Here is a 25,766-nt window from a genome sequence, read left to right as displayed (position 1 = left end):
GATCAGGCCCGATTGCGGCGGGTGATTTCCCGACCTGGTGCGAGTTTTTGCAGCTTTTCCTGCTGCGCTTCGATCTTATCGCGGTCTTTTGCCGGATAAGCGGCGAGCGGCGGGGTGCCATTATAGAGCGCCTGCAGGGTGATGTCGCGCGCGATGGGGGCTGCGGCTTTGGACCCGCCTCCGCCGTGTTCAACCACCACCGCCACGGCAATGCGTGGGTTCTCATAAGGCGCAAAGTTCACAAACAGCGCATGGTCGCGGCGGTTCCACGGCAGGTCTTCGTTGCGGGTCACGCCGCGGGCCCGTTCGGCTGCGGTGATGTTGCGGACCTGCGAGGTGCCGGTCTTGCCTGCCATGCGATATTGATCTTCGATGATGCGGCTGCCGTAAGCGGTGCCGCGGCGGTTGTTTGAAACCGCATACATGCCGCGCTGCACCTCTTTGAGGTGTACGGGATTTACCTCAATGTCTGGCGCCTCAGCCGCGGGTTGCTCCACACCGTTCACGGATTTCACCAGACGGGGCGAGAGCGCCTTGCCGGTGGCCAGACGGGAGGTCATCACAGCAAGCTGTAGCGGTGATGTCAGCACAAAGCCCTGACCGATTGAGGCGTTGACCGTGTCGCCGACCACCCAATCCGCGCCGCGCACAGAGGACTTCCAGTCGCGGGTCGGGTTGAGGCCGCGCGCCACACCGGAGAGGGGCAGATCATATTTCTCCCCCAATCCGAATTTGGCGGCGACTTCAGAAATCTTGTCGATGCCGACCTGAACGGCGAGGTCATAGAAATAGACGTCACAGCTTTCGCGCAGCGCTTGGGAGAGGTTCACGTGCCCGTGGCCTGCGCGTTTCCAGCAGTGGAAGCGCCGGTTGGAGACAGACAAATGCCCGGGGCACCAGACGGTTTCTTCCGGCCCGACGATGCCCGCTTCCAGAGCGGCCAGCGCCGTGATCATCTTGAAGGTGGAGCCGGGCGGGTAGGTGCCTTGCACGGATTTAGCCGCCAGCGGGCGGTATTCGTTGTTGGTGAGCAGGCCATAGTCGGCCACCGAAATACCCTGCACGAAGAGATTGGGGTCAAACGTTGGGGCCGAGGCAACCGCCAGCAGATCACCGGTCTGGCAGTCCATCACCACCGCAGCTGCGCTTTCTTCGCCAAGGCGGGCCTGAGCATAGGACTGCAGATCCTGATCGATGGTCAGCTGGACGTCGTCACCCTGTTCGCCTTCGCGCCGGTCCAACTCGCGCATGACGCGGCCCACGGCGTTGACTTCGACCCGCTTTGTTCCGGCAGCGCCACGCAGATCGTCCTCCATGCGGCCTTCAAGGCCGACCTTGCCAATCTGAAAGCGCGGGATGCGCAGGAGTTGGTCCGGGTTGTCGATCTTGGAAAGGTCATAGTCCGAGATCGGGCCAACATATCCGAGCACATGGGCCAGATCGCCTTTTAGCGGGTAGTAGCGCGACAAACCCACCTCTGGCGTGATGCCGGGCAGGGCGGGTGTGTTGACGGCGACGCGGGACAGCTCTTCCCAGCTGACGCGATCGGCAATCGTGACCGGCAGGAAGGGCGGGGAGCGGCGCATTTCGGTCATGGCGCGGTCAAGCTCGTCCGGATCGAGCTCCACCAGCGTGGCCAATTTGGCGATCACGCGGTCCACGTCGTCTGTGTCTTCTGGCACGAGGATGATACGATAGGAGGGCTCGTTTCGGGCCAGCAGGATGCCGTTGCGGTCAAAGATCTCGCCGCGTGCAGGTGGGATCAGGCGGATGTTGATGCGGTTTTCTTCGGCGAGCAGACGGTATTCATCAGCCTGATCAAGTTGCAAATGGCGCATGCGGAAGCCAAGGCCGGTCATGAAGGCGGCCATGCTGCCGCCCAAAAGCAGGGAGCGGCGGGAAAACCGGGTGTGGACTTCGTTGATCTCGGTTGGCGTTTTGCGCATCAGTTTGCCCCTAATCCGCCATCCTGCGCATGGGTGCGTCGGATGCCGAAGAGAAAGTGCGAGAGCACCACAATAACGGGATATACGGCGATGTTCATGATCACCTGCATGAGCATAAGTCCGAGTGAAGGCTGCGGCAACAGCATGACCGCCCCGATCACGCGATATCCAACAGCGATCAGCAACATAAAGGCGGCCGCCGTGAGCCACTCATAGGCAAAGGTGGCCTCGCGCAGGCGGAAGGCGCGGCTGCGCTGCGCTTCGACGGTCAGAACCATAATTGCGGCCGCAAGCCCCGGGGGGCGTAGCAGCAGGAAGTCCGCGAGCAAAAACACCAGCGCCACAAGCCATGTGGGGGTGTAATCGGGCTGGCGCACAGACCAGACGAGGGTGAGCACAACCAGAAAGTCAGGACCTGCCCAGCGGCGCGGTGTGGTTTCAAGAGGCAGGAGCTGTGCAAAGATCAGGGTCAGGCACAACAGCGCAAAGACACCGCGCATCACCCATTTGCGGGATTGCGCGGCATCAGCCATCGGTCTCCTCCACGAAGACTTCCGGCGTCAGCGGAGAGATGAGCGTGCCAGTGGTGTCCGGCGTTTCCTGACCGTGGTGGCGCAGCACCCGCAGGAATTCGAGCCGCTCATAATCTGCCGCAAGCCGCACACGCAGGCGACCGCTTGGATCTGTTGCCACCTGTCCAATCAGCAGACCCCCGGGAAAGACCCCGCCATCGCCGGAAGTCACAACCCGGTCGCCGGGGCGCACCAGATCAGGGGTTTCCAGAAAATCCACATGTGGTGCAACGGAGTTGTCACCCACGATCAGGGCGGTTTGGCCTGAAGGCTGGATGCGGGCGGGGATGCGGCTGGAGCTGTCGGTCAAAAGCATCACGCGGGAGGACGACCGCCCCACACCGGAGATGCGGCCCACAAGGCCAATCCCGTCCATTGCGGCCCAGCCATCTACGATGCCGTCCCGTGCGCCGATGTTCAGAAGGACGGACTGCCGAAATGGCGAGCCGCTGTCGGCCAGCACGACGCCGGTCACATAGGTGAGCTGAGGATCAAGGCGCACGTTGTTGAGATCCAACAAGCGCGCGTTTTCCTGACGCAGCTGGATGGCGGCTTCTTTCCAGGCTTTCATCTGCTGAAGTTCGCGCCGCAGTTCGCGGTTTTGCTCTGCAATGCGCTGATAGCTCTGGAAGTTGCGCAGCAGGTTCACGGTGCCGGTGACAGGGGCCATAGCCCAGTCGAAATTGGGTACAACAGCATCGGTGATTTGTGCGCGGAAACGCTCTACGCGCGGGCTGTCGATGCGCCAGACCAGAAAGATGCCCAGCAGGAGCAGCAGGATGACACCCAGAATGAGCCGCCGAAGCGGTGCGGAAAAATCCTCGCCCTGATTGCGGTCTCTGGCCAAGATGCCTCCGATGCCTTGGGATCAGCCCTATGCTACACCGCCGGTCGGCATAGGCCAAACCGGCAGATGCTTTGCAAAAGATCAGCTGTCGTAGTCGATCGCGTGGCGCAGCTGTTTTTCGTATTCCAGCGCTTTGCCGGTGCCCATGGCCACACAGTTGAGGCTTTCATCGGCGATGGACACGGCCAGGCCGGTTTGTTCGCGCAGTGCAAGATCCAGGTCCCCCAGCAGCGCGCCGCCGCCGGTGAGCATAACGCCACGGTCCACAATGTCGGCTGCGAGATCAGGCGGGGTGGCTTCGAGAGCGGTCATGACTGCCTCGCAGATTTGCTGTACCGGTTCAGCCAAGGCCTCAGCAACCTGTGCCTGACTGATTTCGGTCTCTTTTGGGACGCCGTTGAGAAGGTCACGGCCCCGAATTTGCATGGACGCACCGCGGCCATCGTCAGGCATACGCGCTGTGCCGATGGAGGTTTTGATGCGTTCTGCTGTGCTTTCACCGATCAGCAGGTTCTGCTGGCGGCGCAGGTAGTTGATGATGGCTTCGTCCATGCGGTCACCACCCACGCGCACGGAGCGCGCGTAAACGATGTCGCCCAGCGACAGAACGGCCACCTCGGTGGTGCCGCCGCCGATGTCGACGACCATGTTGCCGGTTGGATCGGTGATCGGCATGCCCGCACCAATCGCTGCGGCAATTGGCTCTGCAATCAGGCCGGCGCGGCGCGCGCCTGCGGAGAGCACGGATTGACGGATCGCGCGCTTTTCAACCGGAGTGGCGCCATGTGGCACGCAGACGATGATCTTGGGCTTGGAGAAGGTGGAACGGCGATGCACCTTGCGGATGAAGTGCTTGATCATCTCTTCGGCGGTGTCAAAATCTGCAATCACACCGTCACGCATCGGGCGGATGGCCTCAATGCTGCCTGGCGTGCGGCCCAGCATCAGCTTGGCATCTTCACCCACGGCGAGGACTTTCTTCACGCCGTCCTTGACGTGATAGGCCACCACAGAGGGTTCACTGAGAATGACGCCTTTTCCTTTGACATAGACCAGCGTGTTCGCCGTCCCAAGGTCGATAGCCATGTCAGATGTAAACAGGCCGCCCAAATTTCCCAGCATATGATTTCGTTCCCCAGAAATTCCCTTCGTGCGCGACTCTCTTACGGAGCGCAGGCGCCTTCTTATAGGAAGTGGTTACGCTTTATTAAAGGCCTCGGTTGAAGCAAAGGCGACATTCTGCCGTGGAAGCGGGCCGTGTGCCGGTCTGATTGGCAGGGGTGGCCGAGATTTGCGACTCGGGTTTCAGGGTTCGGGGCTCTGGCTGGCGGCAAGGAAGGCCCTGCCGCCAGATGAGAGGATGCGCCCTATGGTGTGGCTTCTGCGCCTTGGTGGGCCTCATAGCCCGCTTCGAGCTCGCTCCTCAGAAAGTCCCCGAAATTGAGCGACTCAAATTTGGCGGGACCTGTACCGGGAAGCGGTGCGATGTTGGTGGATACATGCGGGTCAAAGAAGAAGGGCACCGAGTAGCGCTCGCGGCCTGAGGTGTTGATCACCCGGTGGGGCGTGGACAGGAGTTTGCCGTTTGACATCCGGTGCAGCATATCTCCGACATTGACCACAAAGGCGTTTTCCATCGGCGGGGCGTCGACCCAGTTTCCTGCAGGTGTCTGGACCTGCAAGCCCCCCACATCGTCCTGCGCCAGAAGGGTCAGGCAGCCGAAGTCTTTATGCGGGGCAGAGCCATATAGATCCTCTGGCGCCTGCGGTGGTTGTGGAGGGTAATGCAAGAGGCGCAGCCATAGAGTTGGGGTATCAAAGGCCGCGAGAATCCTGCGATCTGTCACGCCGATGGCCTCCAGTGTCAGCGCCATGAGTTTCTGGCCAAGGGCCGTCATCGCGGCGGCATAGGCTTCACAAGCCTCGCGAAAACCTGCGAGCTCCGGCCATTGGTTCGGGCCGGACAGGTAGACGTCCGGATCAGCCTCAGCATCTTCGCGCATCATCATGAAAGACGCCGATTGATTGGGTTTTGTCACCTCGGCCAGATCGGAATTGACATCGGTGGATGTGTTGATCGCGATATAGCCGCGATGGCTGTGGTTCAGCGTAATGGCCTGTTTTTGCGCCTCAGGCAGCGCGTGAAACCGCTCTGAAGCGGCAAAAACAGCGGCGCGCAACACGGGATCAATGCCATGGTTGATCACATAGCCAAAGCCGGTTTCGCCGTAAGCTTTGGCAAAATCGGCAGCAAGTTTGCGCGTGTCACCACCGGCGACCAATGGCGCAAGATCAAGGACGGGAATTTCCGTGAATTCAGTCATCTGAAAGCTCCATTCTGTTGTGTTTTAAGACATGAGAATGGGGCGCAGCTATCCGGCAAAGCGCTTTCTGCGGTGGGCGCTGTGCCGTTCCAGAACGACGAGATGAAGAAATTCAGACATGCGGGGACTACCCCTGAGACCTGGAACAATCAAGCGGTGTTGTTGGTGGGGTTGCCTGCGCTGGAACAGGTCGCTTTGGTTGTAACGCAAAGACCTGCCGGAGTGGGGCTCCGGCAGGTGAGGGGCGCGCAAAAGGCACCTTGCGGCTAAGGAAAAGGCGTTCTCAGCAGAACATGCCGTAGACATCCAGATCGGGGGTGTCGGTGACGCCGGTTAGGGTCAGCGTGTTGCCTGCGCCAAAGTCAATCACAGCGTTACCGTCTTCGATTGTGACGTTGTTTGCGAAGGCTGACAGTGGGTTTTCTCCGCTTCTCCAGAGACTGGCGCTGAGCACGAGCGTGTCTTCACCGACGGTGAAGTCGCTGATGGTGTCGTCGCCTTTGGCAAATATGAAGACATCGGCACCTGTGCCTCCTGTCATCACGTCATCACCAGCACCGCCAACCAGATAGTCGCGACCGGATCCGCCATCCAGATTGTCATCGCCGCGACCGCCCATCAGGAAGTCATTCCCGCCGCCGCCAAGCAGCATGTCATCGCCTTTACCGCCGTTGAGGTAGTCAAAGCCATCCTGCCCGATTACCGTGTCATCGCCGCGACCGGTGAAGACCATGTTCCAAGACCCGGTTGTTGTGAGGGTGTCGTCACCTCTTGTGCCATAGGCGAAGCCGGATACGGCGACTGCCGGTGCAGGCTCTGGAATTGGTTCCGGTTCTGGCACAGGTTCAGGCTGCGGCTCTGGTGTCGGCTGTGGCGCAGGTTCCGGCGCAGGTTCCGGAGCTGGCTCAGGCGCGGGTTCAGGTTCGGGCGCTGGCTCAGGCGTTGGTTCCGGTTCCGGCACAGGTTCAGGAGTGGGCTCCGGCTGCGGTTCTGGTTCCGGAGAAGGTTCTGGCGTGGGCTCGGGTGTGGGTTCCGGTTTAGGCGCAGGAGTTGGTTCTGGGGTAGGTTCGGGTGCGGGAGTGGTCTCTGGCTCGACGGATCCCGATGTGTCGCCGTCCGTGCGGGCAAAATTCTGTGTCACGACCACAGCGTCATAGCCGCGAAAATTACCGCGTTCGATGCCGATGCCGATTTCGGTGAAGTCCGGATTCATAATATTTGCGCGGTGCCCCGGGCTGTTCATCAGCCCCTCGTGAACCTGCCGCACATCATCCTCGATACTTGGGGCGCCGCGTTCGGATTGCCAGCCGATGTTCTCTGCTGTCCCCCAAGTGCCTTCCAGAGGGTATCCTGTTGCATCGATGCGATCCGTGACGTTGGACCCATTTTCACCTGCGTGCGAAAACGTACCTGTCTCCATCATCCATTTCGTATGATCTTCGCTGGATTCATTTAGTAGCGTGTTCAGACGCAACGGATTCAATCCGGCTTTTGCGCGTTCCTCGTTGATCAGTTCGAGCATTTGTCGCTCAAAGCTACTTGCCTGTCCCATGTGCAGTCCTTTCTCTTTGCATGGTTCTGGCGAGAGGTGACTGGCAGAGATGCATTGGCGCAACTTCAAGCAAAAAAGCGCTTATATTTCAGTGTGTTTTTGCCAAATTTCGGTGTTTTGTGTGCAAGAAAATGCTGAGAGCGGAAGTTCTCTCAAATTGAAGGAATTTGGCTGGTTGTCAGAGTGATTGCTGGCCGCTTTTATGATCGCCTGCCTTGCGACAGCTGGCTTTGAGGCATTGCTGAGGGCTGTCTCTGGGCAAAGCCTGGCGCGTCGTCTAAAGAGGGCGTCATGCTGTCTTACCAACATATTTACCACGCCGGAAATCTGGCAGATGTGCAAAAGCACGCGCTGCTGGCTGCGATGCTCGACTATATGGGGCAAAAGCCAAAACCCATGAGCTATCTGGAAACCCATGCGGGGCGCGGGGTCTATCAACTTAACGCTGAGGCGGCGGTGAAGACCGGAGAAGCCGAAGCCGGGATCGGACGCGCGGAAGACTGGTTTGGCGCAGATCATCCCTACATGCGGGCGCTGGCGGCAGTTCGGGCCAAGCATGGCGCGCAGGCGTATCCCGGCTCGCCCGCACTGGCAGCAGCACTGACACGGGCAGAGGATACGCTGCAGTTTTGCGAGCTGCATCCTCAGGAAGCCGAGGCCCTGCGCGGTGCGATGCGCGGCAGCGGTGCGAAGGTGCATCAAAAGGACGGCTATGAGACCGTCATCGGGATTTGCCCGCCGACACCCCGTCGCGGCGTTCTTTTGATTGATCCCAGTTATGAGATCAAAAGCGATTACAAGACCTTACCCAATATGGTCGCGCATGTGCACCGGAAGTGGAACGTGGGCGTGATCGCGCTCTGGTATCCGATTTTGCGCGACGGTTTGCACAAGCCGATGATCACAGCGCTCAAAGGCAAGAACTTTCCCAAGGTCCTGCATCACGAAGTCAGCTTTCCGGCGGCGCGCGAGGGACACCGGATGATTGGGTCTGGTATGTTCATTTTGAACGCGCCCTATGGTCTTGAGCAAGAAGCCGCCCATTTGACGGCGCGTTTTGCCGAGATCAATTCGTAAGAATCTACAAGCCGACAGCCTCTTCTGCGTCAAGTAATACAACTATTTGGCGTGCGTTTCTTGTGGTTTGGTTGATTTGGTGGGCGAAAATATGCGTCTAGTGGTTGTATTCCTTACCTCAGCCTCCAGATAATTCGTTTGACAATCAGAAGCTTATCAACGACTCTCCCGCGCGTTGCACCTGCCTGATTTTTTTGAACTTTTTCTTGAAATCTCCGTTTCTTGGTTTGCGGGTGCGTTTTATTTAGGGAGTTCAGAGCGATGCCATTATCGCCGCTTAAGACCGTCAGGGCGCTATCGACGGTCGCAGCAGTTCTAACAACAGTTGCAACAGCTGTATCAGCGCAAGATAAACCTAATATTCTGGTCATCTGGGGTGACGATATCGGTCAGTCCAATATCTCCGCCTATACCATGGGCATGATGGGCTACCGCACGCCCAACATCGACCGTGTGGCGAACGAAGGTATGATCTTCACAGACTACTATGGCGAGCAATCCTGTACCGCCGGTCGTGCGTCCTACATCATGGGCCAATCCGTGTTCCGCACCGGTTTGTCCAAAGTTGGCCTGCCGGGCGCCGAGCTTGGCATGCAGGAAGAAGATCCAACCATTGCGGGCCTGCTGAAATCTGAGGGTTACCTGACCGGTCAGTTCGGCAAGAACCACCTTGGCGACAAGGATGAGCACCTGCCGACAAACCACGGGTTTGATGAGTTTTTTGGCAACCTCTACCACCTGAATGCCGAAGAAGAGCCTGAGAACGTCGACTATCCGGGCGACACCGTGCTGCCGGACGGCCGCACTTTCCGCGAAGCCTTTGGCCCGCGTGGTGTGATCAAGTCCTCTGCGGATGGCGAAATTGAAGACACCGGCCCGCTGACCAAGAAGCGTATGGAAACCGTTGATGAGGAAACGCTGGCGGCTGCCATCGACTTCATCAAGCGCGCCAATGATCAGGGCAAACCTTTCTACGTTTGGTGGAACGGTACACGTATGCACTTCCGCACACACGTGCAGGACACCATGCGCGAGAAAGCCAACCAGATCACCGGTAAAACGCTGGATGAATATTCTGCTGGCATGATCGAACACGACATGCATGTTGGCCAACTGCTGGACCTGCTGGACGAGCTGGGCATCGCAGACAACACCATCGTGCATTACTCCACCGACAACGGCCCACACTACAACACCTGGCCGGATGCAGCCTCCACTCCGTTCTTTGGTGAGAAAAACACCAACTATGAAGGTGGCTGGCGTGTGCCATCCATGGTGCGTTGGCCTGGCAAAATCGAAGCGGGTTCTGTGAGCAACGAAATCGTGCACCACATGGACTGGTTCCCAACCCTGCTGGCGGCCGCTGGTCGTCCGGACATCAAGGAAGAGCTGAAAGCCGGCGGCGTTCAGGCGATTGGTCGTGAGTACAAGGTGCATCTGGATGGCTACAACATCCTGCCGATGCTGACCGGTGAAACCACCGAAAGCCCACGTAACGAGATCTTCTATTTCTCTGACGATGGTGACCTAACCGCGCTGCGCTATCAGGACTGGAAGTTCATCTTCATGGAGCAGAAAGAGTACAAGACCCTGCGTGCATGGATCGAACCTTTCACTGTGCTGCGTCTGCCGCTGATCATGAACCTGCGTCGTGATCCATATGAGCGCGCGTATCAGACTTCCAACACCTACTATGACTGGCTGCTGGACCGTGCGTATTTCCTCGTGCCTGCGCAGCAGTATGTGGCTCAGTTCCTGGCCACCTTCCAGGAGTTCCCGCCACGTCAGAAAGCGGCGAGCTTCAGTCTGGATCAGGTGATGGAAAAAATGTCCTCGCCAATCGGCGACTGATCCTGAGGTGATCAGAGTTTGACAAACCGCCATCCCGCCCTTGCGGGGTGGCACCATGATTATCACTAATTTTTCGTTGGAGTGATTGGGTAATGCGACAGCTTGCGCATATGGCCGCCTTTGTTGTGAGTGGCGTTGGAGTAACCTCTGGAATGGCGCTGGCAGATCCTTTGCCGTCGTGGAACGACACCGACGCCAAGGCGCGCATTATTTCCTTTGTTGAGGCCGTGACGGATCCGGCTTCCGAAGAGTATGTCACGCCGGCAGACCGCATTGCGACCTTTGACAATGACGGCACGCTTTGGGCGGAACAGCCGGTTTATTTCCAGCTGATCTTTGCTGTTGATCAGGTGGCCAAGCTTGCAGAGCAAGACCCCTCTATTCTCACGACTGATGCGCTGCGTGCGGCGGCGGCAGGTGATTATAAGGCGCTGGCGGCCACGGGCAAAGAAGGCCTTTTGGAGGTGCTGGCTGCGTCTCATTCCGAAGTGTCGCTTTATCAGTTCAAGCAGGATGTGGCTGCCTGGTTGGAAGAGGCGCGCCATCCAAAGACCGGCTTGCGCTATGATCAGATGACCTATCAGCCGATGGTGGAGCTGCTGCGCTATCTGCGCGATGAGGGGTTTGCCACATATATTGTGTCCGGCGGCGGTATCCAGTTCATGCGGGTCTTTGCCGAAGACGCTTATGGCATCCCTCCACAGCAGGTTATCGGCAGCTCCATCACCTCGACATACGAGGTTGTTGATGGCGTCCCACTGATCATGAAGGGCGCGGATCTGTTCTTCAATGATGACAAGGCAGGCAAGCCGGTCGGCATCAGCCATCATATTGGCAAGCAGCCCATTCTCGCAGGGGGCAATTCGGACGGCGATTTTGAGATGCTGGAGTTCACCACGGCGGGCGAGGGCGCGCGGCTGGGGCTTTATGTGCATCACACCGATGCGGAGCGTGAATGGGCTTATGACCGTGAGGGGCACATCGGGGTTCTGAACCGTGGGCTGGATGAAGGCCCAGAGCGCGGCTGGCTGATCGTGGACATGGCGCAGGACTGGTCCAGAATTTTCACAGCAACCCCGGCTGAGTGAGAAACCCCATGACCCCAAGAGAGCAGATTGAGCGCCTTGCCGCCCAGATGGGTGAAAGCATCATCGGGCAGCGTGATGTGATTGACCGGTTGTTGATTGGCCTTCTGGCCAACGGCAACCTGTTGCTGGAAGGCCTGCCGGGGCTCGCAAAAACGCGCGCGGTCAAGGCTTTGGCGAAGAACTTGGAATGCGACTATGCACGTATCCAGTTCACGCCAGACCTGTTGCCCGCGGATGTGACCGGCACAGAGATGTATTTCCAAAGCGAAGGCGGTGGGCAGTTCAAATTCCAGCCCGGGCCGATTTTTGCCAATCTGGTGCTGGCGGATGAGATCAACCGCGCCCCGGCAAAGGTGCAGGCCGCGCTCTTGGAAGCCATGGAAGAGCGACAGGTGACGGTTGCGGGCACAAGCCATAAGATGGCACCGCTGTTCATGGTTCTGGCGACCCAGAACCCTGTGGAGCAGGAGGGGACATATCCGCTCCCGGAAGCGCAGATGGACCGTTTCCTGATGCATGTGCGCATTGATTACCCTCCGCTGGAGGATGAGGTGCAGGTGATCCGCCTTGTGCGTGCCGAAGAGCAGGCGGCATTGGCTGAAACTCAGGCAGAAAAGACCGCAACTGCGATCGAGCCGATGTCGCAAGAGGTGGTCTTTGCCGCACGCCGAGAGATTGCAACGCTGCACTGTGCCGAGGCCATGGAAACCTATATGGCGACCATCGTGCAGGCCACACGGATGCCTGCAGATTTTGATGGCGACCTCGCGAAGTGGATCGACATCGGTGCGAGCCCGCGGGCCTCGCTGGCGCTGGACCGCTGCGCGCGGGTGCATGCCTGGCTCGCAGGTCGGGACTATGTTGATCCCGAAGATGTGCGTGCGATTGCCCCGGATGTGCTGCGCCACCGTTTGGCGCTGAGCTATGAGGCGCAGGGCAACGGGATTTCCGCCGATCAGGTGAGTGCACGGGTGCTGTCTGTGGTGGCTTTGCCATGACGGGGGCGCACCGCCAATGAACCGCCGCGCCAGCATATCACGTATGGGGCTTGCACCCGCAGCTGCTCCATCAACCGACAGCTGGGATTTGCGGGTGCATGTGACCTTGCCACATTTGCAGGGCTTTCGCGAAGCCGCACGGGCGATTTCTTTCCTGCCCAGACAGCCTGCGCGCTCAGCCCTGCAGGGGCGGCATCGGGCGCGCATCCGGGGGAGGGGGCTCGATTTTGAGGAATTGCGCAACTACCTGCCCGGTGATGATGTGCGTGCCATTGACTGGAAGGTCACAGCGCGGGCTGGCGCACCCTATGTGCGGGTTTACAATGAGGAGCGCGACCGTCCGACGCTGATTGTGGTGGATCAGCGCATGTCGATGTTTTTTGGCACGGTGCGGAACACCAAATCCGTCACCGCGGCGGAGACCGCGGCGATTGTGGCCCATCGCGTGATCTCGCAAGGAGACCGGCTGGGCGGCATTGTGTTTGGCGATCAATGTGTTGAAGAGCTGCGCCCGGGACGAGGAGCGTCGGCGCTCACCCGGTTTTTAAGCGTGCTCACACATGCCAACCAGCGTTTGCGCGCGGATGCGGCCAAAGTGCAGCCCATGGCCATGAACGCTGTTCTGCGGGCCGCCGCAAAGCTTGCAACACGCGATCATCTGGTGATTGTGATCAGCGATTTTGATGCGGCGGATGCCGAGACCGAGCGTCACCTTGGCGCAATTGCACGGCACAATGATGTTGTTCTGGCGCTGGTGACAGACCCGACCGCCGATAAGCTGCCCGAGCAGGGCGCCGTGACCGGCACAGACGGGCAGCAGCAGGCGCGATTGGATATGGCGGCTGCGGATGTGCGCGCCGGTGTCCTGTCTGTGGCGGCGGACCGGACAGAGCTTGTGGAAAGTTGGCAGCGCAAGATGAAGCTTTCTGTGCTTCCGGTGACGACGGAACATGAAACCCTGCCTCAGATCGTTTACCTCATGGGAGGCACGCGGCCATGAGCGAGAACGCGGAGGCCAACACGCCGGTGCAGGCGGACGGCCTTGTGGGATTGATCAATCAGTTGGCGGAGGTGCCTGAGCCTGCCCCGGTTTCGATGATCCCGCAAACGGTCGGTTGGGCCGTGCTGGCAGGCGCGTTGGGGCTTGCCTTGCTGGGGTGGGGCTGGCGGGTCTGGCGACGCTATCAGGCCAATGCTTACCGACGTGAGGCGCTCGCAGCTTTGGACGCTGCGGCCACTGACGCGGCAGCGATCTCAACGATTTTGAAACGTGCTGCGCTGACCGCCTATGGGCGCGCACCTGTGGCGGCCCTGAGCGGGGATGACTGGCTGCGCTTTCTGGACAAAACCGGGGGTGCTGCCGAAGACGGGTTTGCCGAAGGGGCCGGGCGTATTTTGGCGGCTGCCGCATATCGTCCCGAGCCGGTGGCCGCAGGTCCTGATCTACAGGCCTTGGCGCGGCACTGGATACGGAACCACCCCACAGCAGAGGCGTTGGGAGGGGACCATGTTTGAGCTGGCCCATCCATTTGCCCTTCTGCTTTGGCCATTGCCGCTATTGGTGCGTTGGCTGGCTGCGCCGTATCATCAGCGGGAGTCTGCTGTGCGCCTGCCTTTCTTTGAGGCTTTGGCGCGGGCGGCAGGTGTGTCCCTGCGTGACGGGGCCATGGTTGTGGCCCATAAGCGTTGGGCCTTGGTTGCGGGCTTTGTGATGTGGACCCTCGTCGTAGGGGCGTTGAGCGGACCGATGCGGCTTGGCCCGCCGCAGGAAATCACCAAAGCCACGCGCGATGTGATCCTGGCCATTGATATCTCCGGCTCTATGGACACGGTTGATTTTCCCGGCGAAGAAGGTGCGGCGCAGCAAAGGTTTGCTGCAGTGCAGGATGTGGTTGGCGCGTTTTTGGAAGGGCGTGAGGGCGACCGCGTGGCGTTGATCGTGTTTGGCTCGCGCGCCTATGTGCAGGCACCTTTGACCGAAGATTTGGCGACTGTTTCTGCAATGCTGGCGCAAACTGAGGTGGGGATGGCAGGGCCTCACACGGCGCTGGGCGATGCCATCGGGCTGGCGATACGCACCTTTGAGGCCAGCGAAATTGAGGAACGCCTGCTTATTCTCTTGTCTGACGGGAATGACACCGCAAGCCGGATGAGCCCGGTCAACGCAGCGGAGATCGCCAAGGAGAACGGCGTGCGCATGTTCGCCATCGGTGTGGGAGATCCCGACGCCAGCGGTGAGGATCAACTCGATATGGGCCAGCTCTCCGATCTGGCGGAGCGCACTGGCGGACAGGCGTTTTTTGCTTCGGATGCTGAAGCGCTTGATCAGATTTATGCGGAAATTGACGCGCTCACGCCTCGTGAAGAAGACAGGATCAGCTGGCGGCAAAAGGAGCCTCTGGCACATTACCTGCTGCTGGCTGCGGTCTGCGTGGGGCTGGCGTTGTTGATGTCGGCAGCGATGCGGATGCCGCGAAAGGATGCGGCATGAGTGGATCGGTGTTCTGGGTCTATCTAGAGGCGTTTCATTTTCTGCGCGGCTGGGTGTTTGTGGCGGCTGTGCCTGTTCTGTGGATCTGGTGTCAGATGCGGCGCAGGCAAGGGACAAATGCAAATGATGCGGGCTGGATAGCGCCCCATTTGGCGCAAGCGCTGACTGTGCCCGGCACAACGCGTCGAGGAGTGCAGCCCATTGATGTGATTGCACTGGTGATGCTGCTGTTGATCACGGCGGCGGCCGGGCCAAGCTGGACACGCGCTCCAGCGCCATTTGCCGCGCAGACCGCTCCGTTGGTGATTGCCTTGCAAGTGTCACCGTCAATGGAAGCGACGGATGTGGCACCTGACCGGCTTGAGCGTGCCAAACAGAAAGCACGGGATTTGCTGGAGCTGCGGGCCGGCGCACGCACGGCTTTGGTGGCCTTTGGTGGCAGCGCCCATGTGGTGGTACCCATGAGCGAGGACCCCGGTGTGATGCAGCCATATCTTGAAGGGCTGCGACCGGATGTGATGCCAATTGAAGGGCAGGATGTGCTGGCGGGCTTTGACGTGGCGCAGAAGCTTTTGGCGCGGGAGGCCGCGGCTGGCGGGGTTGTGTTCCTGTTGGATGCGCTGTCCGCAGCAGATGCCGCCAGCCTTGAGGAGGCATGGCGCGCGGGTGGTGCGGCAGAGCAGGCGGATGCGGATGCGGGCGCAACGGTAGCGTCAATGAGTTTTCTCTATCTGCTCCCAGATGGAAGCAGTTTGCCGGTCGGGCCGGACGGCAGTTTTGCCCAAGGAGTGACCCCAGACGGGCGCGATGTGGCGGCGATTGAGCGCTCTCTGGCGTCTGCCTACCAGCGCGCGCAGCTAAGCAATGCTGCGCAGCCTTGGGAAGATCGCGGACCTTGGCTTGCCTGGCCCGCAGCGCTGTTGCTTCTGGTCTGGTTCCGGCGGGGGATGGCCGTGCGCTGGGCGGCACAGATGGTGCTGGCCTTGTGGTTTGTTATGCCAACAGAGGCGCAGGCGGAAGGCTGGCGTGACTGGTTCTTAACAGCGGATCAGCAGGGCTGGATCGCATATCAGCGCAAGGACTATGAAACGGCCGCATCGCGGTTTGCAGATCCCTACATGCGCGGAGTGGCACTCTATCGCGGCGGGCAATATGAAACCGCTGCGCAGGAGATGGCCCGAATTGAGACGGCGGATGCCGCTTTCATCGAAGGCATGGCGCGGCTTAAGTCGCGGGGATACCGCGATGGGGTGCGTGCCTTTGAGCGGGCTTTGCAGATTGATCCGGACCACGCGGGCGCACAGCAAAACTTGCCGATCGCCAAGGACATCGTGGCCTATGTGGAAACCGCACAGGCGCAATCGGACACCGGTGAGGAGTCCGGCATCGGCGCAGATGATGTGGTCTTTGACAACGAAAGCGGGCAGGGCGCTGAGACCCAGATTGAGGCCTCAGAAGAGGAGGCCGCAGGCGGGCATCTGTCAGCCGAGCAATGGATGCGCACGGTGGACACGCGCACCGAGGACTTTCTACGACAGCGGTTTCGTCTCGAAGCTGCGCAACGAACTGGAGACTAGAAACAGTGCGGTTTTGGGGATGCGTTATTGGGATTTGGGTGGCTTTGGCAGGGGCAGGACTGACGCAGGACAAACCTCAGCTCGATGTGGTGTTTGACGACACAGAAGCGATCCCCGGACAACCGCTGACCCTCAGGCTGACCGTTCTGGTGCCGACTTTCATGCCGGAGCCTCCTGTCTGGCCGGATTTGGAAAGCCCGAACTTGATGGTGCGGCTGCCGGAGAAAGCGAGCTCTCCCACCAGCAAAACGGTGAACGGAGAGACCTGGTCCGGCATTTCGCGGCGCTATCAGATCACTCCCATGGTGCCGGGCAGTTTCCGGATTGCGCCGGGCACGGTGCAGGTGACCTACCGCGATGAGACTGGCGGCGAGCTGTTGCAGGAAGTGCTGCCGGTGCCGGAAATCTCGGTCGTGGGCATCTTGCCTGAAGGGGCCGAAGGGCTTGATCCGTTTATTGCAGCTCAGGAGCTGAGCCTCACCCAAACCATTTATGGGGAAACCGAAGGCCTTGACGCTGGGGCGAGCTTTAGTCGTGTTCTGACGGCCAAAATCAAGGGTGTGTCTCCGATTTTTGTGCCGCCACTGACGTCGCAAGAAGCACCAGACGGGCTGCGGGCCTATCCGGAGAATCCTGTGGTGGAAGACAAAGAAGATCGCGGCATCCTCTCAGGAACGCGCAGTGAGAAGACCGTCTATGTTGCGGAGAACGCGGTCGATGGGATGCTGCCTGAGATCACTATTCGGTGGTATAATCTGGCATCCAACACCATCGAGGAAGCAACGGTGCCAGCTGTTAACGTGCAGGCAGATGCGCCTGCAGGAAGTGTGAATGTCCTTGGCGAAGATGCACGCGCCAACGTTGACCCGCGCGTGTTGGTGGGGGCAGGTCTCCTCATGGTGGTTCTCGCGATGCTATGGTTTTCGCGCGGCTGGATTGCGGCAAAGCGCGCGGGGTTGATTGCCCGCTGGCAGGTCTCTGAAGCCTATGCTTGGAAGCGGTTGCTCTTCGCGGTGCATGCCCGAGATCTTGGCGCTGCTCGTCGGGCCTTTGACATCTGGCGGGTGCGGGCAGGTACGGGCGCACATGAGCTGGACAGCCCGGTGGAGACGGCGTTTTTGGGTTTGGGCAGCGGGTTCTTTGGTCAGCAGGCCTCCGCTGAGCTGGGGCCGCAGTGGCGCGCCTTGGAGACAGACCTGAAACAACTGAGACGCGCGTTGCATGGGCAACGTCCTTTAAAGTACCAAGCTTTGGCAGCACTTAATCCGGTGTCTGCAGCCAGGAAGTAAAGAGAACTCTATGATCTATTGGCTCCGGGCGCTGCGCGCCTTGTGCACCGATATGGCCGCCATCTGTGTGGCTTACCTCGTTCTGAGCTCTGCGGGGCTTGCGCAGCAGGGGGATAGCTCTGCGGCGGAGGGTGCCTATGCACCAGCCTATGTCGGCTCGCAGCGTTGTGTTTCCTGTCATGAGGATGAGGCTGAGGCCTGGCGCAAGTCTCACCATGCGCAAGCCTGGCGGATGCCGAGCGATGAGGTGTTGATCGGGGCCTTTCAGGGCGAAGTGTTTGAACATGACGGAATGCGCGCCCAGTTTGACACCAAAGACGGCGCGCGGGTTGTCACGGTGGTTGAGAAAGACGGGGTGGAAACCGTCTACACGCTACATTCGGTGGGCGGCACGGAGCCATTGCAGCATCTGATCCTCGAGACCGGTCGCGGGCGGCTGCAGAGTTTTGACGTGGTTTGGGATGTCGAGGTGCAACGCTGGTACCACCTTTACCCCGATCAGGATTTGCCCCCCAAAGACGCGTATCACTGGTCCGGGGCTTACAAGAACTGGAACGCACGCTGCGCGGAATGCCACGCCACCGGATTTGAAAAGAACTACGACTTTCAGCGCAAACGCTATGCGTCCACGCAAATCGAGATTGGTGTCGGCTGTGAGGCTTGTCATGGCCCCGGCCAAGCGCATCTGGATCTTGTGGCAAACCAGCCGACGCAGGACTACGCGGTGGCTTTGACGGATTGGGGCTTTACCGCAGATATGGCCGTGCCGGAGCAGGCGATGGAGCAATGCGCCGGGTGCCACTCACGTCGCGAAGCCTTTGGCGACGGCAATCCATTGCCGGGCACAGCTTTTGCCGATGCCTACAATCTCGCGCTGTTGCGGCCCGGATTGTATCACGCAGACGGCCAAATTCAGGATGAAGTCTACGTCTACGGCTCCTTCTTGCAGTCTAAGATGCATCAGAAGGGGGTGACCTGCGCGAATTGTCATGCGCCCCATGATGCAGAGGTGATCGCAGAGGGGGACGCGGTGTGTACGCAGTGCCATTCCGAGGCAGGAAATCCGGATTTTCCAAGCCTGCGTTTGGCGGCCTATGACACAGCAGAGCACACCCACCATCCGGAAGGCAGCGCAGGCGCGCAATGTGTCAATTGCCACATGATGGATCAGGTTTATATGGGCAATGACTGGCGGCGGGATCATAACTTCCGCGTACCGCGCCCGGATGTGTCCGCACGCCTCGGGACGCCGGATGTCTGCACAAGATGCCATGAAGAACAGGAGCCCGCGTGGGCAGCGGCGCAGATCGAAGCGTGGTTCCCGGAAGGCCGCTGGCGTGAGGTGCATTACGGTGACATTCTGGCCAGCGGACGGGCCGATCCGCGCGCGGCGGCCGATGATCTCTTGGCCTTGGCGCAGGATGCGACGCAGGCTGATCTGGTGCGCGCAACGGCGCTTTGGCTTTTGGGACCTGGAGCCACAAGCCTGAAGCTGCAGGATATTGCCGCCTTTATGGGGGATGATGACCCGCAGGTGCGCATCGGCGCGCTTGAGGCGCTGAAATCCCGCGCGGCGGTGGCGGCGGCGCCGTATCTGATCCAAGGCTTGCAGGATGAGGTGCAGGCGGTGCGGGTGGCTGCGGCACGCGCAATCATGAGCCAGCCTGCACATCGCTTGCCAGACAGCCTGCGGAGCCATATGCGCCAAGCATTCCAAACCTTTGGCGCCATGATCCGCAATCAGATGGATTTTGCAGAGGCGCATTTGCAAATGGCCGGATACGCGATGGTTGCGGGGGACATGCGGTCTGCCGCGGGGGCATTGACCGAAGCGGTGCGGATCAATCCGCAGAACATTCAGGCGTGGCAGACTTTGGTGCGTTTGACCGCTGAGCTGCAGGGACGCGCGGCGGCCAAATCCACGCTGGACCGCGCCTTGGAGTGGAACCCGGGAGACCTCACCTTGTTGTCTTTCGCGAAGCAATTCTGAGCAGGTTTTTTGCATCTGTCTGCCCGACAGTAGAAATCAACAGGTTTTCAGCGGGTTATTTATGTGCTCCCATTGTTTCGTGACGCTCGGATGATTATCAATGTCTGTTAACGAACGGGAGGGCAGTAATGCACGACGGCAGTGTGCTGGCGATCATCGCCATTTTACCTTTTCTGGGCGCTTTGCTGCCCGGGGTGATGATCCGGGCCGGGCGCAATGCATGCGCCAGTTTTGCTGCGGTGCCCACGGCCTTTGCGCTTCTTCTGCTTCTGACCCAAGCGCCTGCTGTGATGCGCGGCGAGGTGGTGACAACCTCCATTGAGTGGCTGCCGCAGCTGGGTCTGTCGGCGTCGTTCTTTCTGGATGGGTTGGGCCTGCTGTTTGCAATGATGATCCTCGGGGTCGGGCTGTTGATCACGCTCTATGCGCGGTTCTATCTGTCCGGCGATGATCCGATGGGGCAGTTTTACACCTATCTGCTGTTGTTTCAGGGCGCGATGCTGGGCATCGTTTTGTCTGACAACATCTTGCTTTTGCTGGTTTTCTGGGAGCTGACGAGCCTCTCTTCCTTCTTGCTCATTGGGTATTGGAAACATCTGCCCGAAGGCCGTCAGGGCGCGCGCATGGCGCTCACCGTTACCGGGGCAGGCGGGTTGGCGATGATTGGCGGCATGCTGATCCTCGGAAATATTGCGGGCAGCTTCAATCTCACCGACATTCTGGCGCAGGGGGATGCGATCAAGGCGAGCGAATGGTATCTGCCCGCTCTGATCCTGATCCTGATTGGCGCGTTTACAAAATCAGCCCAGTTCCCGTTCCACTTCTGGCTGCCACACGCGATGGCCGCGCCTACGCCGGTTTCGGCATATCTGCACAGCGCGACGATGGTAAAGGCCGGTGTGTTCCTGATGGCGCGCATGTGGCCTGCGCTGGCAGGAACCGAGGCTTGGTTCTACATCGTGGCGACCACGGGTTTGATCACCATGGTGCTTGGCGCGCTGATTGCGCTTTTCAAAGACGATCTGAAGGCGCTTTTGGCGTTTTCGACCGTGAGCCACCTTGGCCTTTTGACCATGCTTTTGGGCTTTGGCACCAAAGCTGCGGCGATTGCGGCCGTGTTTCACATCATCAACCATCTGACCTTCAAAGCCGCATTGTTTATGACAGCGGGTATCGTGGACCATGAGGCCCATACCCGTGACATCAAGCGCTTGGGCGGTTTGGCAAAGCTGATGCCAATCACCGCAGTCATTGGCACCATCACCGCGCTCTCTATGGCGGGGCTGATCCCTCTGAATGGCTTCATCTCCAAAGAGATGATGCTGGAAGAAGCGGCACACACGAAGTGGTTTGAGAACCCCTGGCTTGTGCCTGTGCTGGCAACGGTTGGGGCTTGCCTGTCGGTGGCCTATTCCTTCCGCTTTGTCTTTCACGTGTTTGGTGGGCCGGTGCGGGATGATTATCCTGCGAAACCACATGATCCGCCTTTCGGGCTCTACGCCTCTCCAGCATTGCTGACGGTTCTGGTGGTGGCGCTGGGGCTGATGCCACATCTTGCCGAACCACTGGTGACCGTGGCGGCCAATGCGGTCACGGGCTATGACACCCATCCTCATCTGAAGCTCTGGCACGGCGTGACGCCTGCGCTTTACATGTCGGCCATTGCCTTTGTGGTTGGGGCGATCCTACTCTACCTGCATGGCGGGTTGGAGCGGATCTGGAACGCGATGCCACGGCCTGAAGCGAAGGTGATATTTGACCGGCTGCTGGCGGGCGCTGTTCGGATTGCCCAAGCGGTTGTCTTCAGCATGCACAATGGCGCCATGAGCCGCTATCTGGCGATCATGGTCGTTGTGACCATTGGGCTTGGGTACCACGCATATGCCACTGGGGGCATGTTGCCGCCGACGCGTGACATGCTGCCTGTGCCACCTCTGGTGTTTGTCGCCTGGGCTGGCTTGGTCGTGGCGACCTTCCTCGTGGTCACTCAACACCATAACCGCTTCCGGGCGCTGGTGTTTATCTCGGTCATTGGTCTGTCGATTTCGTCCGGCTTCGTCTATCTCTCTGCACCTGATCTGGCGCTGACGCAGATTTCGGTGGAGACGGTGACCATCCTTCTTTTGTTGCTGGCGCTCTACTTCCTGCCCAAGGAAACCCCGCGTGAGAGCAGCGCGGCGCGCAAGCTGCGTGATGGCGCTATTGCGATCACCGGCGGGCTGGCAGTCGCCGCGCTGGCGATGGTCTATCTGACCCGCGATTTCAGCTCGATCTCAGCATATCATTTGGCCAATTCCTATAAGGGCGGGGGCGGCACCAATGTGGTGAACGTGATCCTTGTGGATTTCCGGGGGTATGACACCTATGGCGAGATCATCGTGCTGGGGATCGCCGGTCTGACGATCTACGCGCTGATGGACTCCCTGCTGCGGGGGCCAGCCGCCAAAAAGCTGCGCGACCGCGTGTTTGCACCGGATCGGTCGCGGGATCGCCACCCGCTGATGATGGTGGTGGCCACACGGGCGATGCTGCCGATTGCGATGATGGTCGGGATCTATATCTTCCTGCGCGGGCACAATCAGCCTGGTGGTGGCTTTATCGCCGGGCTCGTGATCTCCATTGCGCTTTTGATGCAGTATATGGCCTCAGGCTTTGCCTGGGCGCAAATGCGGCAGCGCACGGAATACCACACATTGATTGGCTGGGGCGTTCTGATTGCCGGTTTGACCGGTGCGGGGGCGTGGCTTGCGGGCAAACCCTTCCTGACAAGCGCATACGGCTATCTGCATTTCCCACCAATTGAGGAATTTGAATGGGCCACCGCCATTGCCTTTGACCTTGGGGTGTTCCTCGCCGTGCTCGGCGCGGTGATGCTGATGCTCTACAGCCTGTCGCGGATTGCGCGCTTTGCCGGTGAAACGGTGAACATCAACCCGATGGACCACGACCCATCCGCAGCACGGGTGGCCGAAAAAGCAGACCAAGAACCCGCAAAGGGAGGGCAGTGACATGGAGATGATCGTGGCCAGCACCATTGGTGTTTTGACCGCAGGCGGGATCTATTTGATTTTGCGCCTCCGCGCTTTTCCCGTGATCCTTGGCATTTCGCTGCTGTCTTATGCGGTGAATATCTTCCTGTTCTCAACGGGCCGCTTGGCAACCAACGCGCCGCCCATCCTCAACAAATACGGGGATGCAACTTATACCGATCCGCTGCCTCAAGCGCTGGTGCTGACCGCCATTGTGATCAGCTTTGGTATGACAGCGGTTTTGGTGATGATTGCCCTTGGAGCTTACTTGGAAGCGGACAGCGACGAGATGGCGCTGATCGACGAGGAGGCCCCGCCGGATGCCGAGTTTGAGGTGGAAGCTGCGGCTGCAGAGGCCGCTGCCAAGTCCAGTGCATTGGACCTGTCTGACGAGGAAGAACTAAAAGGGTTGGGCGTATGAACCACTGGATTATTGCGCCGGTCATCCTCCCTGCGTTGCTGGCCCCGATCATTGCGTTTGTGATGCGGCATGACATCGTGCTGGCGCGTAGTTTTTCCGCTGCCGGTGCGCTGGCGCTGTTGCTGATTTCCATTGGGCTGACGATGTTGGCCGCTGGCGGCGACACGCATGTCTACTATCTTGGCGATTGGCCCGCGCCGTTTGGCATTGTGCTTGTGCTTGACCAACTGTCCGCCCTGATGGTGCTGCTGACCAGCATTCTGGCGATCTGTGTGTTGGGGCATATGATGGCCACAGGTCGGGATCAGCGTGGTCGGCATTTCCATGCGCTGTTTCAGTTCCAGCTCATGGGGGTGTGCGGCGCGTTTCTGACAGGGGATGCCTTCAACCTCTTTGTGTTCTTTGAGGTTCTATTGATCGCCTCCTATGGGTTGATGATCCACGGCGGCGGGCGCGTGCGTTTGCGTGCGGGGCTGCAGTATGTGGTGATGAACCTTGCTGGCTCAACCCTGTTCCTCTTTGCTTTGGGCGCGCTTTATGCCGCGACTGGCACGCTGAACCTCGCCGACCTTGCGGTCAAAGTGCGCGAAATGCCCATCGAGGAAGCGGCCCTGCTGCGGGTTGCCGCCGTGCTGCTGCTCATGGTTTTTGCCATCAAAGCCGCGCTCTTTCCGGTGCATTTCTGGCTTCCGGGCACCTATTCGAACGCGCCTGCACCCGTGGCGGCGCTGTTTGCGATTATGACCAAAGTGGGCGCCTATGCGATTATCCGCATGTACACGCTGGTGTTCGGCCCTGACGTGGCCGCCACACAAGAGCTGATCACAAACCTGCTGGTGATCGCTGCGACGCTGACACTGGCAGTGGGGGCAATCGGCGCACTGGCGGCCAAACGCTTTATGCCGATGCTGTCCTTTGCGGTGATCGGCTCGATGGGGACGCTGACCTTTGCCATCGCAGGCATGACCCCGGAGGCCACCACCGCTGCGCTTTACTATCTGGTGCATTCGACGTTCTCCGCAGCCGCCTTGTTCCTGTTGGCAGATCTGGTGATCCGGCGGCGCGGCAATGATGCGCTGTCGCCGCAGTTTGCCACAGAGCGGCACGGGCTGTTCTCTGCCCTTTTCTTTGCAGGCGCCATTGCAATGACCGGCATGCCGCCGCTCAGCGGGTTCTTCGGGAAACTGCTGGTTCTGGATGCGGTGCGCGAGGCGCCTTGGATGACGGTGGCCTGGGTCGCGATCTTGGCCGGCTCGCTGGTGACCATCGTTGGTTTTGCCCGCGCGGGCAGCACGCTGTTCTGGAAGGCGCGCCAGCCCAAGGAAGGCGATGTGGCCCTTCATATGGCGGTGAGAAGCGACCAGTCTCCGCTCAATGCGCAGAAACTCACCTCGATCTTTGTGATGCTTCTGATGATGGGGCTGCTGGTCGCCACCTCCGGGCGGGTAGCAACCTATCTGGAGGGCGCGGCATCGCAACTTTATGACATGAACGGATATGTCGAAGCGGTGCTTCAGCCAAGCGAGGAGGTGCTGAAATGATGCGCAGACTGCTCCCCCACCCATTTTTCAGCCTGACGCTGGCCATCGTTTGGCTGATGCTGGTGAACAAGGTCACGGTGGGCAACTTGATCCTTGGCGGCTTCTTTGGCGTCGTGGTGCCAATCATCACCGCGCCTTATTGGCCGGGGCGCCCGGACATCCGCAAACCGTTCCATGTGACAGCCTATTTCGCCGTGGTGCTGTGGGACATTGTGGTGGCCAACTTTCAGGTGGCCTTCATCATTCTGTTCAAACGCGACAAAGACATTCATTCGCGCTGGGTCTGCGTGCCGCTGGATATGACCTCACCAGAGGCGATCACGGTTCTGGCTGGTACAATCACCATGACCCCAGGCACTGTATCCGCGATGCTGAGCGCGGACAGCAGCAGCCTGCTGGTGCATTGCCTTCACACGGATGATCCAGGCGCGGTGCGCGACCACATCAAACACCGCTATGAGCGTCGACTGAAGGAGATTTTCCGATGATCACAGCTGCGCTTTATTTCGCCTTTACCTGCTTTGGTCTGGGGCTGCTGCTTTGCCTCTGGCGCGTTGCACGTGGGCCGTCCGCGGCGGATCGCATCCTCGCGCTGGATACGATGGTGATCAACATGATCGCGGTCCTGATCCTTTACGGCATTCTGCGCGGAACCGCGATCTACTATGAGGCAGCGATGCTTGTGGCAATGGTTGGCTTTGTCTCCACCGTGGCCTACTGCCGCTTCGTGCTGCGCGGCGATATTATTGAGTGAGGAGAGAGCGAGATGTTGGCTGAAATTCTGGTATCCTTTTTCCTCGTTCTGGCAGGCTTCTTTGGTCTGGTGGGCAGCTTCGGTCTGATCAAACTGCGAGACAGCATGCAGCGGCTACATGCGCCCACAAAGGCGACGACATTGGGGGTGGGCGGTGTGCTCGTGGCCTCGATGCTCTACTTCCTTTTGGTGAAAGGGCAGGTGTCCTTTCATGAGCTGTTGATCACGCTCTTCCTATTCATAACAGCCCCGGTGGCGGCGCATTTTGTGGCGAAAGCCTATATTCAAGCATCCTTGAAACCCGAAGATTTGCCGGATTGCGACGGTGAATATGGTTGGGCGTTGTTTGATGATCCGCCCAGTGCCTTTGATCAGGACTGATATAGGCGCTCAGGCCATTCCCGGATGAAAGCAAGCGT

21 protein-coding genes and 1 pseudogene are annotated in these 25,766 nt (G+C 59.5%); 16 read left to right on the top strand and 6 right to left on the bottom strand.

Translation table 11 applies throughout. The features are described 5' to 3' along the window. Positions 1-2 precede the first annotated feature (2 nt). The 6 genes from mrdA to J7400_RS07000 all read right to left on the bottom strand — a co-directional run bounded on the left by mrdA (position 3) and on the right by J7400_RS07000 (position 7,241). A complete protein-coding gene (gene mrdA, locus J7400_RS07025) occupies positions 3-1,946 on the bottom strand; it encodes a penicillin-binding protein 2 (RefSeq protein ID WP_209061235.1) in 1,944 nt (647 codons plus the stop codon). After that, positions 1,946-2,479: a rod shape-determining protein MreD gene (locus J7400_RS07020; protein ID WP_209061233.1), complete on the bottom strand. Its 534-nt coding sequence runs from the start codon at positions 2,477-2,479 to the stop codon at positions 1,946-1,948. Before J7400_RS07020 ends, mrdA begins: the two co-directional genes overlap by 1 nt. Continuing rightward, positions 2,472-3,365 (bottom strand): rod shape-determining protein MreC, encoded by an 894-nt coding sequence (gene mreC / locus J7400_RS07015; RefSeq protein WP_209061231.1) that lies wholly within the window; start codon positions 3,363-3,365, stop codon positions 2,472-2,474. Before mreC ends, J7400_RS07020 begins: the two co-directional genes overlap by 8 nt. A gap of 81 nt (positions 3,366-3,446) precedes the next feature. After that, complete coding sequence (locus J7400_RS07010) at positions 3,447-4,487, bottom strand: rod shape-determining protein (protein ID WP_209061229.1); 1,041 nt, start codon at positions 4,485-4,487, stop codon at positions 3,447-3,449. Between the two features lie 245 nt (positions 4,488-4,732). Beyond that, positions 4,733-5,689, bottom strand: coding sequence for an isopenicillin N synthase family oxygenase (locus J7400_RS07005; RefSeq protein WP_209061227.1), 957 nt, complete (start codon positions 5,687-5,689; stop codon positions 4,733-4,735). 283 nt (positions 5,690-5,972) lie between these two features. Continuing rightward, entirely contained in the window at positions 5,973-7,241 is a 1,269-nt protein-coding gene (locus J7400_RS07000) for a CAP domain-containing protein (RefSeq protein ID WP_209061225.1), read from the bottom strand. Between the two features lie 291 nt (positions 7,242-7,532). On the opposite strand from J7400_RS07000, the gene rlmJ reads away from it, so the two are divergent. The 16 genes and pseudogenes from rlmJ (at position 7,533) to J7400_RS06920 (ending at position 25,728) form a co-directional block, all read left to right on the top strand. Then, a complete protein-coding gene (gene rlmJ, locus J7400_RS06995; protein WP_209061223.1) occupies positions 7,533-8,318 on the top strand; it encodes a 23S rRNA (adenine(2030)-N(6))-methyltransferase RlmJ in 786 nt (261 codons plus the stop codon). Positions 8,319-8,579: 261 nt separating this feature from the next. Further along, the gene (locus tag J7400_RS06990) at positions 8,580-10,169 is read left to right on the top strand and encodes an arylsulfatase (protein WP_209061221.1); all 1,590 of its coding nucleotides are present in this window, start codon (positions 8,580-8,582) and stop codon (positions 10,167-10,169) included. 110 nt (positions 10,170-10,279) lie between these two features. Next, entirely contained in the window at positions 10,280-11,257 is a 978-nt protein-coding gene (locus J7400_RS06985; protein ID WP_209062046.1) for an HAD family hydrolase, read from the top strand. An 8-nt stretch (positions 11,258-11,265) separates the two neighbouring features. Next, a complete protein-coding gene (locus J7400_RS06980) occupies positions 11,266-12,255 on the top strand; it encodes a MoxR family ATPase (protein WP_209061219.1) in 990 nt (329 codons plus the stop codon). Positions 12,256-12,271: 16 nt separating this feature from the next. Beyond that, on the top strand, positions 12,272-13,255 hold the full coding sequence (locus tag J7400_RS06975) for a DUF58 domain-containing protein (RefSeq protein WP_209061211.1): 984 nt from the start codon (positions 12,272-12,274) through the stop codon (positions 13,253-13,255). Beyond that, positions 13,252-13,770: a DUF4381 domain-containing protein gene (locus J7400_RS06970; protein WP_209061209.1), complete on the top strand. Its 519-nt coding sequence runs from the start codon at positions 13,252-13,254 to the stop codon at positions 13,768-13,770. The genes J7400_RS06975 and J7400_RS06970 overlap by 4 nt, the downstream gene beginning before the upstream one ends. Continuing rightward, positions 13,763-14,746, top strand: coding sequence for a VWA domain-containing protein (locus J7400_RS06965; RefSeq protein ID WP_209061207.1), 984 nt, complete (start codon positions 13,763-13,765; stop codon positions 14,744-14,746). Before J7400_RS06970 ends, J7400_RS06965 begins: the two co-directional genes overlap by 8 nt. Next, entirely contained in the window at positions 14,743-16,323 is a 1,581-nt protein-coding gene (locus J7400_RS06960) for a VWA domain-containing protein (protein ID WP_209061204.1), read from the top strand. The genes J7400_RS06965 and J7400_RS06960 overlap by 4 nt, the downstream gene beginning before the upstream one ends. Positions 16,324-16,361: 38 nt before the next feature. Then, complete coding sequence (locus tag J7400_RS06955; RefSeq protein ID WP_209061195.1) at positions 16,362-17,612, top strand: BatD family protein; 1,251 nt, start codon at positions 16,362-16,364, stop codon at positions 17,610-17,612. Between the two features lie 10 nt (positions 17,613-17,622). Next, positions 17,623-19,602 (top strand): multiheme c-type cytochrome, encoded by a 1,980-nt coding sequence (locus J7400_RS06950; RefSeq protein ID WP_247738655.1) that lies wholly within the window; start codon positions 17,623-17,625, stop codon positions 19,600-19,602. 128 nt (positions 19,603-19,730) lie between these two features. Beyond that, positions 19,731-22,610 carry a monovalent cation/H+ antiporter subunit A gene (locus J7400_RS06945; protein ID WP_209061193.1) on the top strand — a complete coding sequence of 960 codons (2,880 nt, stop codon included), beginning with the start codon at positions 19,731-19,733 and terminating at the stop codon, positions 22,608-22,610. Between the two features lies 1 nt (position 22,611). After that, positions 22,612-22,923, top strand: a pseudogene (locus tag J7400_RS06940) (Na+/H+ antiporter subunit C); the annotation flags it as partial. A 125-nt stretch (positions 22,924-23,048) separates the two neighbouring features. Continuing rightward, complete coding sequence (locus J7400_RS06935; protein ID WP_209061176.1) at positions 23,049-24,593, top strand: monovalent cation/H+ antiporter subunit D; 1,545 nt, start codon at positions 23,049-23,051, stop codon at positions 24,591-24,593. Next, entirely contained in the window at positions 24,590-25,081 is a 492-nt protein-coding gene (locus tag J7400_RS06930; RefSeq protein WP_209061174.1) for a Na+/H+ antiporter subunit E, read from the top strand. Before J7400_RS06935 ends, J7400_RS06930 begins: the two co-directional genes overlap by 4 nt. Continuing rightward, positions 25,078-25,347 (top strand): K+/H+ antiporter subunit F, encoded by a 270-nt coding sequence (locus tag J7400_RS06925; RefSeq protein WP_209061172.1) that lies wholly within the window; start codon positions 25,078-25,080, stop codon positions 25,345-25,347. Before J7400_RS06930 ends, J7400_RS06925 begins: the two co-directional genes overlap by 4 nt. A gap of 12 nt (positions 25,348-25,359) precedes the next feature. Further along, positions 25,360-25,728 (top strand): Na+/H+ antiporter subunit G, encoded by a 369-nt coding sequence (locus tag J7400_RS06920; RefSeq protein WP_209061170.1) that lies wholly within the window; start codon positions 25,360-25,362, stop codon positions 25,726-25,728. The last annotated feature ends 38 nt before the right edge of the window (positions 25,729-25,766 follow it).

This window comes from Shimia sp. R9_2, assembly GCF_017743735.1.
Classification (GTDB): domain Bacteria; phylum Pseudomonadota; class Alphaproteobacteria; order Rhodobacterales; family Rhodobacteraceae; genus Shimia.
Note: the sequence above shows the minus strand (reverse complement) of the source record. Positions and strands in the feature narration are given on the sequence as shown.

Coding starts and splice junctions, on each gene's coding strand:
- mrdA (WP_209061235.1), bottom strand. CDS start 1,946: ATGCGCAAAACGCCAACCGAGATCAACGAAGTCCACACCCGGTTTTCC.
- J7400_RS07020 (WP_209061233.1), bottom strand. CDS start 2,479: ATGGCTGATGCCGCGCAATCCCGCAAATGGGTGATGCGCGGTGTCTTT.
- J7400_RS07010 (WP_209061229.1), bottom strand. CDS start 4,487: ATGCTGGGAAATTTGGGCGGCCTGTTTACATCTGACATGGCTATCGAC.
- J7400_RS07005 (WP_209061227.1), bottom strand. CDS start 5,689: ATGACTGAATTCACGGAAATTCCCGTCCTTGATCTTGCGCCATTGGTC.
- J7400_RS07000 (WP_209061225.1), bottom strand. CDS start 7,241: ATGGGACAGGCAAGTAGCTTTGAGCGACAAATGCTCGAACTGATCAAC.
- rlmJ (WP_209061223.1), top strand. CDS start 7,533: ATGCTGTCTTACCAACATATTTACCACGCCGGAAATCTGGCAGATGTG.
- J7400_RS06990 (WP_209061221.1), top strand. CDS start 8,580: ATGCCATTATCGCCGCTTAAGACCGTCAGGGCGCTATCGACGGTCGCA.
- J7400_RS06985 (WP_209062046.1), top strand. CDS start 10,280: ATGGCCGCCTTTGTTGTGAGTGGCGTTGGAGTAACCTCTGGAATGGCG.
- J7400_RS06980 (WP_209061219.1), top strand. CDS start 11,266: ATGACCCCAAGAGAGCAGATTGAGCGCCTTGCCGCCCAGATGGGTGAA.
- J7400_RS06975 (WP_209061211.1), top strand. CDS start 12,272: ATGAACCGCCGCGCCAGCATATCACGTATGGGGCTTGCACCCGCAGCT.
- J7400_RS06970 (WP_209061209.1), top strand. CDS start 13,252: ATGAGCGAGAACGCGGAGGCCAACACGCCGGTGCAGGCGGACGGCCTT.
- J7400_RS06965 (WP_209061207.1), top strand. CDS start 13,763: ATGTTTGAGCTGGCCCATCCATTTGCCCTTCTGCTTTGGCCATTGCCG.
- J7400_RS06960 (WP_209061204.1), top strand. CDS start 14,743: ATGAGTGGATCGGTGTTCTGGGTCTATCTAGAGGCGTTTCATTTTCTG.
- J7400_RS06950 (WP_247738655.1), top strand. CDS start 17,623: ATGATCTATTGGCTCCGGGCGCTGCGCGCCTTGTGCACCGATATGGCC.
- J7400_RS06945 (WP_209061193.1), top strand. CDS start 19,731: ATGCACGACGGCAGTGTGCTGGCGATCATCGCCATTTTACCTTTTCTG.
- J7400_RS06935 (WP_209061176.1), top strand. CDS start 23,049: ATGAACCACTGGATTATTGCGCCGGTCATCCTCCCTGCGTTGCTGGCC.
- J7400_RS06930 (WP_209061174.1), top strand. CDS start 24,590: ATGATGCGCAGACTGCTCCCCCACCCATTTTTCAGCCTGACGCTGGCC.
- J7400_RS06925 (WP_209061172.1), top strand. CDS start 25,078: ATGATCACAGCTGCGCTTTATTTCGCCTTTACCTGCTTTGGTCTGGGG.
- J7400_RS06920 (WP_209061170.1), top strand. CDS start 25,360: ATGTTGGCTGAAATTCTGGTATCCTTTTTCCTCGTTCTGGCAGGCTTC.